The sequence below is a fragment of the Aquabacter cavernae genome (genome assembly GCF_003993795.1).
Classification (GTDB): Bacteria; Pseudomonadota; Alphaproteobacteria; order Rhizobiales; family Xanthobacteraceae; genus Aquabacter; species Aquabacter cavernae.
The window spans coordinates 121786-133931 of sequence record NZ_RWKV01000008.1; the positions used below are offsets into that span (position 1 = coordinate 121786).

At 66.6% G+C, this 12146-nt stretch carries 11 protein-coding genes; 8 read left to right on the plus strand and 3 right to left on the minus strand.

Going from position 1 to position 12146, the window contains the following annotated elements; all coding sequences use genetic code 11:
- The first annotated feature begins 301 nt into the window (after positions 1 to 301).
- On the plus strand, positions 302 to 1780 hold the full coding sequence (locus tag EJJ38_RS05380; RefSeq protein ID WP_245454127.1) for an alpha/beta hydrolase: 1479 nt from the start codon (positions 302 to 304) through the stop codon (positions 1778 to 1780).
- 49 nt (positions 1781 to 1829) lie between these two features.
- On the opposite strand, the gene EJJ38_RS05385 is transcribed toward EJJ38_RS05380, so the two are convergent.
- Positions 1830 to 2975 carry a hypothetical protein gene (locus EJJ38_RS05385; RefSeq protein ID WP_127089099.1) on the minus strand — a complete coding sequence of 382 codons (1146 nt, stop codon included), beginning with the start codon at positions 2973 to 2975 and terminating at the stop codon, positions 1830 to 1832.
- 547 nt (positions 2976 to 3522) lie between these two features.
- On the opposite strand from EJJ38_RS05385, the gene EJJ38_RS05390 reads away from it, so the two are divergent.
- The 7 genes from EJJ38_RS05390 (at position 3523) to EJJ38_RS05420 (ending at position 9258) form a co-directional block, all read left to right on the plus strand.
- Positions 3523 to 3795 (plus strand): PqqD family protein, encoded by a 273-nt coding sequence (locus EJJ38_RS05390; RefSeq protein ID WP_127089100.1) that lies wholly within the window; start codon positions 3523 to 3525, stop codon positions 3793 to 3795.
- Entirely contained in the window at positions 3792 to 4214 is a 423-nt protein-coding gene (locus tag EJJ38_RS05395) for a lasso peptide biosynthesis B2 protein (RefSeq protein WP_127089101.1), read from the plus strand. The genes EJJ38_RS05390 and EJJ38_RS05395 overlap by 4 nt, the downstream gene beginning before the upstream one ends.
- Before the next feature lie 13 nt (positions 4215 to 4227).
- Positions 4228 to 5142: a hypothetical protein gene (locus EJJ38_RS05400; RefSeq protein WP_127089102.1), complete on the plus strand. Its 915-nt coding sequence runs from the start codon at positions 4228 to 4230 to the stop codon at positions 5140 to 5142.
- Complete coding sequence (locus EJJ38_RS05405) at positions 5139 to 7103, plus strand: asparagine synthetase B family protein (protein WP_127089103.1); 1965 nt, start codon at positions 5139 to 5141, stop codon at positions 7101 to 7103. The genes EJJ38_RS05400 and EJJ38_RS05405 overlap by 4 nt, the downstream gene beginning before the upstream one ends.
- A gap of 461 nt (positions 7104 to 7564) precedes the next feature.
- The gene (locus EJJ38_RS05410) at positions 7565 to 8104 is read left to right on the plus strand and encodes a phage tail protein (RefSeq protein WP_127089104.1); all 540 of its coding nucleotides are present in this window, start codon (positions 7565 to 7567) and stop codon (positions 8102 to 8104) included.
- A gap of 71 nt (positions 8105 to 8175) precedes the next feature.
- Complete coding sequence (locus EJJ38_RS05415) at positions 8176 to 8694, plus strand: phage tail protein (protein WP_127089105.1); 519 nt, start codon at positions 8176 to 8178, stop codon at positions 8692 to 8694.
- Positions 8695 to 8709: 15 nt separating this feature from the next.
- Positions 8710 to 9258 (plus strand): phage tail protein, encoded by a 549-nt coding sequence (locus EJJ38_RS05420; RefSeq protein WP_127089106.1) that lies wholly within the window; start codon positions 8710 to 8712, stop codon positions 9256 to 9258.
- A gap of 126 nt (positions 9259 to 9384) precedes the next feature.
- On the opposite strand, the gene EJJ38_RS05425 is transcribed toward EJJ38_RS05420, so the two are convergent.
- Complete coding sequence (locus tag EJJ38_RS05425; RefSeq protein ID WP_338021851.1) at positions 9385 to 9696, minus strand: hypothetical protein; 312 nt, start codon at positions 9694 to 9696, stop codon at positions 9385 to 9387.
- A gap of 66 nt (positions 9697 to 9762) precedes the next feature.
- The gene (locus EJJ38_RS05430; protein WP_127089108.1) at positions 9763 to 12081 is read right to left on the minus strand and encodes a Tex family protein; all 2319 of its coding nucleotides are present in this window, start codon (positions 12079 to 12081) and stop codon (positions 9763 to 9765) included.
- Positions 12082 to 12146 lie beyond the last annotated feature (65 nt).

Below are 12146 nucleotides of genomic sequence, written 5' to 3' on the forward strand. Positions count from 1 at the left end.
CGTGCATTCCCCGAAGGATGATCCGTAAAGACCGATCCGCGCGCTGAGTTGAGAGCTTATCGCTCGGCATCTTGTCTTAAAGAAGGCAGGGGATCCGGATTTTTCAACATCCCTGCATTTATAAGCCCTTTGGTCGCTCCAGCACCTGCCGCCGCGCCCTGGCTTCCTTTGCCGGCGGGGTAGATAGCGCAGCGGCCATGGCCCATTGTGTGGGCCGCGCATAGGCAGATCGAATCGCGATCTGCGGAGCCGGCAGGCTCGGGCCATTGGGCTTCCGGGCGCGGGCAGGGGAGGGGCAGGGGTGCGGTTTGTCACGGTTTTGGCTCGGTTCGCGGTGCGGATCGTCGTGGTGGCCCTCGTCCTCGTCCTGGCGGGACTGGCTTTCCGGGCGTTCGATATCTGGCGCGGCCCCCAACTCTCCCTCTGGCACACCTATGCACCTGCGGAACTCAGCATCGCGGAACTGGATCGCTCCGACTGGGCGGCCTATCTCGCCGCCGAAGAGCGCCTGTTCACCGCCGTCCAGGCCAATGTGTCCGACAAGCTGCCTGAGGCGGAGCGGACCCCGCTCAATCGCTATTTCACCGACGCGCGCAATTATCCCGGCCGCTTTCCGGCCGATTGGAACCGCTCCTTCGTGATCCAGCCGTCGGGCGCTCCCCAGGGCGTGGCGGTGCTGCTGCATGGCCTGACGGATTCCCCCTACAGCCTGCGCCACTTCGCGCGGCTCTATGCCGACCGGGGCTTCGTGGCCCTCGGCCTGCGCCTGCCCGGGCATGGCACGGTGCCCGGCGCACTCACCGATATCAAATGGGAGGACTGGAGCGCCGCGGTGCGGCTCGCCCTGCGCGAGGCCCGGCAGTTGGCGGGGCCGGACAAGCCCGTGCATCTGGTGGGCTATTCCAATGGCGGCGCCCTTGCCGTGCTTCACACGCTGGAGGCGATCGCCGAGCCCGCTTTGGTGAAGCCCGACCAGGTGGTGCTGGTCTCGCCCATGATCGGGATCACGCCCTTCGCGCGCTTTGCGGGGCTCGCGGCGCTGCCGGCCTATCTGCCCGGCTTCGCCGCGGCCCGCTGGCTGGACCTCATGCCGGAATTCAACCCCTTCAAGTACAATTCCTTCCCTGTGAATGCCGCGCAGCAATCCTATGCCCTCACCCAAGCGGTTCAGGCACGCATGACGGCGCTGTCTGGCCGCCTCGCGGACTTCCCGGCGGTGCTGAGCTTCCAGTCCGTGGTGGACCATACGGTGAGCACGCAGGCGGTGATCAACGGCCTACACATGCGCCTGCCCTCGGGGCGCAGCGAGCTGGTGCTGTTCGATGTGAATCGTGGCGCCACGCTGGATTTCCTCCTGACCGAGGAGGCGAAGGGCGCCCTGCGGCGGCTGTTGCCGGCTGCGCCGCGCCCGTTCCGCAGCGTGGTTGTAGCGACCTCCGCGGCAGACACGGCGCAGGCGGAAGTGCAGGTGGTGGAAGCGGGCGGCACCAGCATCGCGCGCCAGCTCTTGCCCGCGCCGCAGGCCTATCCCCCGACGGTCTATTCCCTCTCCCATGTGGCCATGCCTTTTCCCGTCTCCGACGGGCTCTACGGCATCGCGCCCGATCCGGCGGAGGATTTCGGCATCCGGCTCGGCGATTTGGTGGCGCGGGGCGAGCGTGGCACCTTCACGGTGAGCGAGGAGGTGCTGATGCGCATCGCCTCCAATCCCTTCTTGCCCTTCATGCTGGATCGCGTCGGCCAGACCCTTCCCGCCGCCGGGCAGTCGGGGGCGCGCTGAGCGCCGGACGCGGAAGGGAAGTGCGCGCCCCCCGGGAGAGGCGCGCGGTCTACGGCGCGGCGAGCTGGCGGGGCTGGGAGGGCGCGGACACCCGCTCCGGCAGCATGGCCTCGGAAATGGCGGCAGGGCCGAAATCGCGCTTCTGGGGGGCCGTGGCACCCATGAGGCGGGCCAGCGCGGTATCGAGCTTGGCGACCTCGTCGGCGCACATATACATGGTGTGGGTCGGGCTTGAGGAGGCGGAGATGCGTAGGGAGCCGAGCATCCTGGGATAGTCCCGCGTGCTTTCGTCCCACAGCACGTCCAGGTCCACCTCGGTGCGCATCCGGCGCTCCAGCGTGGTGATGGTGGATTTGAACAGGCCCATGCGGGGCTCGTCCACCGCTTCCAGGCGCACCTGCTTCAGGGAAACCGCGCAGGCCAGCACGCGCGAATATTGGTAATAGACCTTGCGCATGGAGGTCAGCCGCTCGACCTTACCCGCTTCGGCCTCAGCTTCCGCAAGGCTCGGCAGGTTCCGCGCGCCCCAATCGTCCCGCAGCTTCACGTAGACCGGAGTGGGCAGCGGTATTTCCGCCGCCGCCGCCGTGAAGGCCAGATAGTCGAACCCGGCGGCATCGCCCGCCGCGAGGGTGGAGCGGCCGATATCCGCAGTGTCGAGTTCCTGCGGGAGGAAGCAGTCCAGCCGCTCTCGGGTGGGAAAGCGCACGGCCCGCGTCAGCGCCGCCTGGCGCTCGCGTCCGAACGTGGCGACGAGGGCGGCGAGGGCGTCGGCATGGTTCGCGAGTGTCACGCACAGGTTCACGGCCTCCCGGGGAGCCGGCGTGGAGGCTCCGTCGAGCCGCTCCTGGGCTGCAGGGAGCCCCGCATGGGTCAGGCAGTGGGCGACGGCGTCATGGGTCAGCGCGCGGGGGTCGATTTCCACCAGGAACCGCCGCTCGCCGATGCGCACGCCCACATATTTCGAGGTGGCCACCTGCAGGAGCAGCAGTCGTGTTTGGATAGCGAGTGCGCGAAGCGCGCCGGCCCGCCCATCCGCCGACAGGTCGGCGACGGCGATGAAGAAGCCGCGCCGCTCGTCTCCGGGGACAAAGGTCCATGCTTCGGGCAGGGCCAGCATGCCGGGCAGGCTGCGCGCATCGATATCGAAGAATTGCGCCCGCCGCACGAAGTCGGAATTGGTGAAGAGCGTCACGCTTCCGGAACGCGCGCTCCCCACCCGTGATGTGTCGATGAAGGGTCCGACAATGCCGTCGCTGCGGCAGACCAGGTCAACGGATATGCCAGTTTCCGCCTTCGTGGAGAGAGGCACGCTTACGCGCGTCTGTGCCGCAGCGCATGTGCTGCAGAAAACCAGCGCAAATAGAGCCCCGAGCCATCGGTACATGACCCACACCAAGCACGATCCTAAATACTAATGTTAATTTTCCGTTGATGTCTGGCAATGGCAGATGCATCCAATTTGGTTGCAAACATGGTTTTATGATTTTCAAGGTTGAGAGATGCTTGGTTGTGCAACTTTTATCCATGTAGTTTTAGTGGTCATTATTTCTCGAGATTAAAATTTTTAACGAATAAGGAGTTTAAGATTGAAATATCTCTATTTTTTGACATTGTTTTTATCAATCGATATTCGATAATATTTAAATGGCTTCAAGATTTTGTTTGATCTGTTGTTGGTGTGTGAAATTGAATTTCGTCATTGGGTTTGATAGAGGGAGGTAAAATGGGGGGAGTTTCCTATGCAGCCGGGTATGCGCATTGCCGCCGCCGCAGCTTTGCTTTCCGCGGAAGTGGGCGGGGAGGCCGTGGTCATGGATCCACGCACCGGGCGCTATTACAGTTTCGAGGGGGTGGGATCCGACATCTGGCGCCGGCTGACCGCGCCGGTCTCCGCCGCGGCTTTGTGCGATGACCTTGTCCGCGACTATGACGGACCGCCTGAAGAGATCCGCGCCACGACCTTGGCATTTCTCGACGAAATGCTCGAAATGCACCTGATCGTCCCGGCATGATGCGCCGCCGACTTCAGGCCCTGGAGGCCAGGCTCGCCCTGTGCGCAGCCCTGCTGCTGGTGTTTGTTCTGCCTTTCCGCCTTCTGGCCGGCATCATGGGCACTTCCGCTCCCGACACCTCCGCTTCCCATGCATCTCCCGCCGACGTTGCGACTGGGACGGCCCTGGGTCGCCGCGTGGAGCGCAATGCCGGTTTCCTCTCCGCGCGCGCCACCTGCCTCGTCAAGGCCGTTGCCCTCTGGATCATGTTGCGACGCCGCGGAATCCGCTCCCGCGTGCGCCTGGGTGTGCGCCGGGATGCGGGCGGCTTGGCGGCCCATGCGTGGCTGGACGTGGCGGGGGGGACGGTTCTGGGCGGTGCGGAGGCTGAGGGCTTCACCGCCATCGCCGACATGGGCCGGCAAGGCGCACGCCCATGAGCGGCTTAAAGTCATGAGCGGCTTTGAGTATCGGGTGGGCGGCCTGCGCGTCGCCTCCGGGCGCCCACTGCCCGATCTCGATCCGCTCGCTTCCGACGGACGGGTGCCGGACGTGCGGATCGCGTTCGGCCCACTCACGCCTTTGCCCGGTGCGGTCTCCGGCCCGTTCCAGGTCCATTCCCCCCATAGCGCGGACTTCACGCTCCCCGACCGCCTGCGTATCCGGATCGCGGACGGACAGAGGCTGACGGTGGATGCGGTCCCGCATGTGAGCGCGTCTGAAATCCAGACCTTCCTGTTCGGCCCAGCCTTCGCGGCTTTGCTGCACCAGCGTGGGACACCGCCGCTTCATGCGGGCGCGGTGGCCGTCGGGGCGCGCGCGGTGGCGGTGGCCGGGGCGAGTGGGGCGGGCAAGTCCACCGCCCTGCGCGCCCTGCTGGCAGTGGGATGCCGCTTCCTCACGGACGACCAACTCGTGGTCGATCCTGCGACGATGGGTGTGGAGCCCGGCGTTCCCGCGCTGAAGCTCTGGGCGGCGGCGGCCGCGCATTTCCACGATCGCCCGGACGATGACCGGCGTGTCATGCCGGGGCGGGACAAGTTCCATATGGCGCTTCCGGCTCCGGCCTGTGGGCCGCTGCCGCTGAAGGCCGTTTGCATCCTGGTTCCTCAGGAGGGCATCGCGCGGCCCAGCCTGGAACGCCTGTCCCTGACACAGGCCGTGGTGGCGCTGGGGAACCTCTCGCACCATGCCTATGCGGCGGACCTGATGGGCCGCAGGCGCGCGATCTTCGAACAGGCGGTAGCCCTGGCGGAGCGCGTGCCGGTCTTCCTGCTGCTGCGGCCCGATGACCTGTCCGCCATCGACCATGTGGCGCACCTGATCCGGGATATGGCTCAGGCCGCCGTGCTGGAGGATGTGCCGTGAGCGCCATTTGCGGTCTTGCCCGGTGGGACCGGCGGCCGGATGCCGCCGCCGACTGCGCCGCCATGCAGCGCGCGCTTGCTTCCTATGGGGCGGACCGCGTGGCGGCGTGGGATGGAGGCGACGTGGCGCTGGGCATCGGCCTCGCGCGTCTCCTGCCGGAGGACCGGCATGATTGCCAGCCTCTGTCGGGCGGTGCGGGCCGATGGCGGCTGGTGGCCGATATGCGGCTGGACAACCGGCCCGAACTGGCCGCCCGCCTTGGCATCGATGCGGCGGATGCCGCGCGCCTCGCCGATTCAGACCTGCTGCTGAGGGCATGGGAGAAATGGGAGCAGGAGGCGCCCCACCATCTGGTGGGCGATTATGCCTTCGCGGTGTGGGATAGGCTGGAGCGTCGCTTGCATCTGGTCCGCGACTTCCTGGGGCATCGCCCGCTCTTCTATCATTTGGGCGCGGGCTTCGCCGCCTTCGCCAGCATGGCGCGGGGGCTTCACGCCCTGGACGGGATTTTCCCCGCGCCGGATCTTGACCGCATCCGGGACTATCTCGCTCTGGCGCCCATGCGGGGCGAGGCGAGTTTTTTTGCCGGCATCTCGCGCGTGGAACCCGGCGAGCGGGTGGTCATCGGGCCGGACGGGCGTGTGACGCGCCATGTCTGGTACGATTGGAGCCGCATCCGTACGGTCCGCTTTGGGCGGGACGAGGATTATGTGGAGGCGTTCCGCGAGACCTTCGACCGCGCGGTCGGTGCGCGCCTTCGGACCGATGGGCGCATCGCGACCCATTTGTCCGGCGGCCTCGACAGCACGGCTGTGACGGCCACCGCGGCGGGCCTGCTGGCAGGCACGGGGCAGCGGCTGCGCGCCTTCACCCATGTGCCGCTCTCCGGCGTGCCTCTGGCGGACGAGGGGAGGCGAAACGGAAACGAATGGGCGCTCGCACACGAACTGGCGCGCGGATATCCCAATATCGATCATGTGGCGGTGGAGGCGGCGGACCGGACCATCGGCGGCGACCTCGACGCGCAATTCCATCATTTCGAATATCCCGCGCTCAATCTTTGCAATCTGGTCTGGATGCGGGAGATCGCGCGGCAGGCGGGGCGCGGCGGGCGGGGCATTCTCCTGTCCGGCGGCTTGGGCAATGCCACTCTCAGTCTGTCCGGTGTGGAGCGGGTGACGGAGTTGTTCATCTCCGGCCGCTGGCTGACATGGTTCCGCGAGAGCCTTGCTTTGACGCGGAACGGCCACAGCCTGGCGGGCGCGTTTGTCGGCCGCACCTTGGCCCCCCTAATGCCGCGGCGCCTCTACAGGGCGATGATGCGGGCGCGTGGGGCTCCCCCCCTCGGCATAGCCGGGTTTTCAGCCTTGCGCCCGGACGTGCGCGAAAGCGATGCCTTCAAGGCTCGCATGATGGCCCTGGGCTATGATCCGAACTTCCGCCCGTGGCGCAGCGTGCGCGGCGTGTCGGCTTTCATGCTCCGGCGGCTGGATATTTCCTGCCTGGAGCAGAAGGGGCAGTTGGCGGCGTTCGGCGTGGATGTACGGGACCCAACCACGGATCAGCGCCTCGTTGAGTTCATCCATGGCGTGCCGTCCGATCAGTTTCTGCGGAACGGCCAGTCCAAATGGCTCTATCACCGCGCCTTTGCGGCGCGGGTTCCCCAGGCGCTGCGGGCTTCCTCCCTGCGCGGCTTGCAGGCGGCGGACTGGCACGAGCGGTTTCGTCAGGCTCGGGCGGATCTGGGCCAGGAGTTCAGCCTTGCCCGCGACAATGCGGGAGTCCGGGCGTTGCTGGATGTGGGGGTGCTGGAGGGCGCGCTACAGGAAGGGTTGCCGGCAGGCGTGCCCGATGCGGGCACGACGCAGCGCTTGCGCCTTCAGCTATTAAGGAGCCTGTCGGTTGCGCATTTCATGCGCAGAACCGAGCGAGGAAACGGAGCGCCGCCTGCTGAGGACTGATCCGAACAAAAGGTCAGGAAAGGGTGACCCCATCGAGGCCGCCAGCGCCGCCCGCGAGCGTGATGTCCGTCAGTGATATTTGCGTGCAGCGCGGCGCCGTCCAGCGGGGGCGTGAAGCCTCTCCTCTCGTCGCCTGCGACGCGGGCAGGGAAGGGGTGGGCTGATCGGTGCACGGCGTGGGCATAGCGTAAGCCTCATATTCAGGTTGCATGAGCATATCTCACCACCTTTCGGGTATGCAACCTGTGAGAATATTATCACTAGATATTCAATCTTAGATGCGTCGTCGTGTGCCGTTTGAAGCGGGCACCGATCGGTCAGGCGCTGGTTGGAACCGCATGCTGCATTCGGGCTGCATGAGGGTGGGTTGCCTGTGATTGTGTATGAAATTTATGGTTGCATGATGGGTGATAAATATATATCAAAGGTTGCAATTCAAAGCGAAAACACAAGGGTGGCCCATGGATCCCTGGTTAGGTGAGATTCGCACTTTTGCTTTCGGATATGCCCCGCGGGGATGGCTGCGCTGCGAGGGGCAGTTGCTGCAGGTTCGGGAAAATGCAGCCCTGTTCAGCATCCTCAGCACAGCCTTCGGTGGCGACGGGCGCCAAACCTTTGGACTTCCGGACCTGCGCGGACGGGCCATTGTCGGCGCGACCTTGTCCGGCTCGGGCGGGGCCGCGACCTATCCGGTCGGCGCGGCACCGGGCCAGGAGACGGTGCAGTTGACCGAAGGCCAGATGCCCGTGCATGCGCATGCCGTCTGGGTCGCGCAGGCTGGTGACAGTCAGCCCCTTCCGGGCGGTTCGTATTTCGCTCCGGTCACGCAATCCAAGACATTCGCGACCGTTCCCGTTTATGGGCCGCCATCCAACCCGTTGGTGCCCCTGCGGGCCGACACCGTCAGCTACGAGGGTGGCGGTGTGCACAACAACATGCAGCCGTTCAGTGTCCTGTCCTTCTGCATCGCGACCCAGGGGCTGTTTCCCCCTCGCCACTGAAGCACCACGGCGCGATCGTCCCCATCCTGCGGGGCGACCTCAATCCCAAGGGAAACTGACGAGGAGCGGACATGGAAGCCTATATCGGTGAAATCCGGCAGTTTGCCGGTAATTACGCACCTTCCGGATGGTTGCCGTGTGACGGGAGTGCGCTGAATGTCAGGGACCACGAGGTCCTGTACACGCTGCTGGGAAATGTCTGGGGCGGCGATCATGTGCGGTTCAATCTGCCGAACCTCCGTGGCTCCGTGCCCATCGGCACAGGGCAGGGCCCGGGCTTGAGCCCCAGGTCTCTCGGGGACACCGGCGGCGATCGCGGGGCTGTCGCAACGGTACCGCCCCATAGCCACGCATTCAACGCATCCACTGCCGTTGCGACCTCCCAGACGCCGAGCGGGCTCATGCTCGCGCAGGTGACGCCCAACGGAGCCACGAGCGGCCTCTATCTGATGCCGGGGGGCACCAGACAGACAATGGCTGACGAGGCCGTGGACAATCAGGGCGGCGGCCAGCAGCACCAGAACTCCATGCCGAGCCTCGGCATCGGATACATCATCTGCGTCAACGGCGAATATCCGGTCAACGGTTGAGCGAGGGAGACGGCAATGGAAGCGTTTGTCGGAGAGGTCCGGGCTTTCCCATACAATTTCGCCCCCGGAACAGACGAAACGGGCTGGCTGGCTTGCGACGGAGCAGCCTATTCGCCCCAGCAATACACGGCATTGTTCAGCATCATCGGCAGCATCTATGGCGGGGATCGGAGCACGACGTTCAACGTCCCCGATCTCCGCGGACGGATCGCCGTGGGCGCGGGGCCGGCGCAGGTGCTGCCCACCGTTGCCTATGGGGAGGCTTTCGGTGTGAACGACGTTACCCTGACGCTCGCGCATATTCCGGCGCACAACCACAGGCTTTCCGGCGCCTTCACGGGGGTGGCCGCCGACCTGTCCAACAATCCCGGATCGGGCTACGCCATCTCCCGGACATTCAACCAGTTCGACTATTCCAACGAACCGCAGACGCCGGGTGTGGCACGGCTGGATGACAAGACCATTGGTCCGCGCGGTGGCAACCTCCCCCACGAGAACCGGCAGCCGGTGCTCGCCCTCACTTATTTCATCTGCTACCTGGGCGAGTATCCCATGCGGCCCTGAGGAGGGCGCTACTCATCCCGCCTCGAAGCAAGGTCTTGCGTCCGGGCGGGATGTGAAATGCCCTCGATCAATGGGGGAGAGGCTGGGCTCACCGACCAGGCCTCTGGGCCGCGCGGGGAGCCGCCATCAGCGCGGCAGGGGCAGTTCGGAGCCGATCTCCGCCTTGCCGCTGGTCTTGTCATAGACGCAGATCAGCATCGCCGCCTTGCTGCCGCCCTTCGGTGTGCCCGTCACCACGGCGAGGCCGTAGCTCTCGCTGCCGAACGGATCCACCACCGCCTTGCCGGTGGGGATCTGGGGGGCGGCCGCCTTCAGGCAGGCCGCCCGCACCTTCACACGGAACTCATCCCAGGCGTCCGAGGAGGAGGCCAGGGCCATGCCCGGCGCGAGGCTTGCGGCGAGCAGCGCCGCCCTGGCGGTAAAGCGAAATACCCGCATATCCATCGTCTCCAAATACCCAACGGGCCTGCGCCGCACGCCCGTTGAGCGTTTTCCCTCCATATCTCAGCGCGGGCCGTTTCGCTTCATGGCTTCCATGAGGGCGGCGCCGAAAGCGCCCTGGGCAGGTGGCTCGGGCTTGCGCTGCTGGGGAGCGGCTGCGGCAGGGCGGCGCTCGGCGCGGGGCTCACCCGTCGCAGGGCGCGCGGCGCCGTCCTTGCGCATGGTGAGGGAGATGCGCTTGCGCGGCACATCCACCTCCAGCACCTTCACCTTCACCACGTCACCCGCCTTCACCACGTCGTGGGCGTCCTTCACGAAGCGATCCGCCAGTTGCGAGACGTGCACCAGCCCGTCCTGGTGGACGCCGATATCCACGAAGGCGCCGAAGGCCGCCACATTGGTCACCGTGCCTTCCAGCAGCATGCCGGGGCGCAGGTCCTTGATGTTGTCGATGCCGTCCGCGAAGGACGCGGTCTTGAATTCGGGGCGCGGATCGCGGCCCGGCTTCTCCAGTTCCGCGAGAATGTCCTTCACGGTGGGAAGGCCGAACCGCTCATCCACGAAGGCGCGCGGATCGAGCGCGCGCAGCGCCGCGCTGTCGGCCATGAGCGCCCGCACGTCCCGTCCGCAGGCAGCGACGATCTTCTTCGCCACCCCATAGGCTTCCGGATGCACGGCGGAGGCGTCCAGCGGCTCCTTGCCGTCCGGAATGCGCAGGAAGCCGGCGCACTGCTCGAAGGTGCGCGGGCCGAGGCGCGAGACCTTCAGCAGCTCACGGCGCGAGGCGAACGGCCCGTTTGCGTCGCGATGGGCGACGATGCCTTCTGCGAGCGAGCCGCCCAGCCCCGACACCCGCGCCAGCAGCGAGGCGGAGGCGGTGTTGAGATCGACGCCCACCGCGTTCACCGCATCCTCCACCACCGCGTCGAGGGCGCGGGCGAGCCGGGGCTGGTCCACGTCATGCTGATACTGGCCGACGCCGATGGATTTCGGCTCGATCTTCACGAGTTCCGCCAGCGGATCCTGCAGGCGCCGGGCGATGGAGACCGCGCCGCGCAGCGACACATCCAGGTCCGGGAATTCCGCCGCCGCCGTGGCCGAGGCGGAATAGACCGAGGCCCCGGCCTCGCTCACCACCACCTTGATGGGCCGCTCCTCGGCAGGCAGGCGGGCGATCAGGTCGGCGGCGAGCTTGTCGGTTTCCCGGCTCGCCGTGCCGTTGCCGATGGCGATCAGTTCCACCTTGTGGCGGGCGATGAGGGCGGCGAGCGCCGCCTGGGCGCCCATCACGTCATTGCGCGGGGCGAAAGGATATACGGTGGCGGTGTCCAGCACCTTGCCCGTGCGATCCACCACCGCCACTTTCACGCCGGTGCGGATGCCGGGGTCGAGCCCCATGGTGGCGCGCGCGCCGGCCGGGGCGGCGAGCAGCAGGTCCTTCAGGTTTCGCGCGAAGACGCGGATCGCCTCTTCCTCGGCCCGTTCGCGGGCCTCCACCATGAGGTCCACCGACAGATTGAGGGAGAGCCGCACCCGCCAGGCCCAGCGCGCCACATCCATAAGCCAGGCATTGCCGGGCCGCGTGTCGGTCACCTCCAGCGCGGTGGCCACAAGCCGTTCGGCGGGCTTCACCGGGGCGGGGTCGTTGGCGTCCACCTCGATGTCCACCGAGAGGATTTCCTCGTTGCGCCCGCGCAGCATGGCGAGCACCCGGTGGCCGGGCGCGGTGGCCCATTTCTCCGAATGGTCGAAATAGTCGGAGAATTTGGCCCCGGCTTCCTGCTTGCCGTCATTCACCTTGGCATGCAGCACGGCCTTCTCGCGCATATGGGTGCGCAGGCGGCCCAGCAGGTCGGCATTCTCCGTGAGACCCTCCACGACGATGTCGCGCGCGCCTTCCAGCGCCGCCTTCACGTCCGCCACCTCGCCCGTCACATAGGCGCCCGCGAGGTCCGCCGGCGCCGTGTTGCGGTTCGCGAGGATCGCTTCCGCCAGTGCTCCGAGCCCGCGCTCGCGGGCGATCTCGGCGCGGGTGCGGCGCTTGGGCTTGAAGGGAAGGTAAAGGTCCTCCAGCTCCGCCTTGGTGGTGACGCCCGCAATGCGCGCCTCCAGATCACCGGTCAGCTTGCCCTGGCCGCGAATGGTCTCCAGCACGCTGGCGCGCCGTGCCTCCAGTTCACGCAGATAGGAGAGGCGCTCCTCCAGGGTGCGAAGCTGGGTGTCGTCCAGCCCGCCCGTGGCCTCCTTGCGGTAGCGCGCGATAAAGGGAACGGTCGATCCCTCGTCCAGCAATGCCACTGCGGCTGAGACCTGCTCGGGCCGTGCCGCGATCTCGGCGGCGATGGTGCGGGCGATGGAGGCGGCAATGCGGGCGTCGGCCATTCTGGTCTCTGCGTGCGTTCGGGGCGGGGACATTAATGCCCCGCGCCGCCATCCGCAAAGCCCGT

What these genes read in the sequence shown, in the direction of transcription:
- EJJ38_RS05390 (WP_127089100.1), top strand. Translation starts at nt 3,523, where the DNA reads ATGCAGCCGGGTATGCGCATTGCCGCCGCCGCAGCTTTGCTTTCCGCG.
- EJJ38_RS05395 (WP_127089101.1), top strand. Translation starts at nt 3,792, where the DNA reads ATGATGCGCCGCCGACTTCAGGCCCTGGAGGCCAGGCTCGCCCTGTGC.
- EJJ38_RS05400 (WP_127089102.1), top strand. Translation starts at nt 4,228, where the DNA reads ATGAGCGGCTTTGAGTATCGGGTGGGCGGCCTGCGCGTCGCCTCCGGG.
- EJJ38_RS05410 (WP_127089104.1), top strand. Translation starts at nt 7,565, where the DNA reads ATGGATCCCTGGTTAGGTGAGATTCGCACTTTTGCTTTCGGATATGCC.
- EJJ38_RS05415 (WP_127089105.1), top strand. Translation starts at nt 8,176, where the DNA reads ATGGAAGCCTATATCGGTGAAATCCGGCAGTTTGCCGGTAATTACGCA.
- EJJ38_RS05420 (WP_127089106.1), top strand. Translation starts at nt 8,710, where the DNA reads ATGGAAGCGTTTGTCGGAGAGGTCCGGGCTTTCCCATACAATTTCGCC.
- EJJ38_RS05425 (WP_338021851.1), bottom strand. Translation starts at nt 9,696, where the DNA reads ATGCGGGTATTTCGCTTTACCGCCAGGGCGGCGCTGCTCGCCGCAAGC.
- EJJ38_RS05430 (WP_127089108.1), bottom strand. Translation starts at nt 12,081, where the DNA reads ATGGCCGACGCCCGCATTGCCGCCTCCATCGCCCGCACCATCGCCGCC.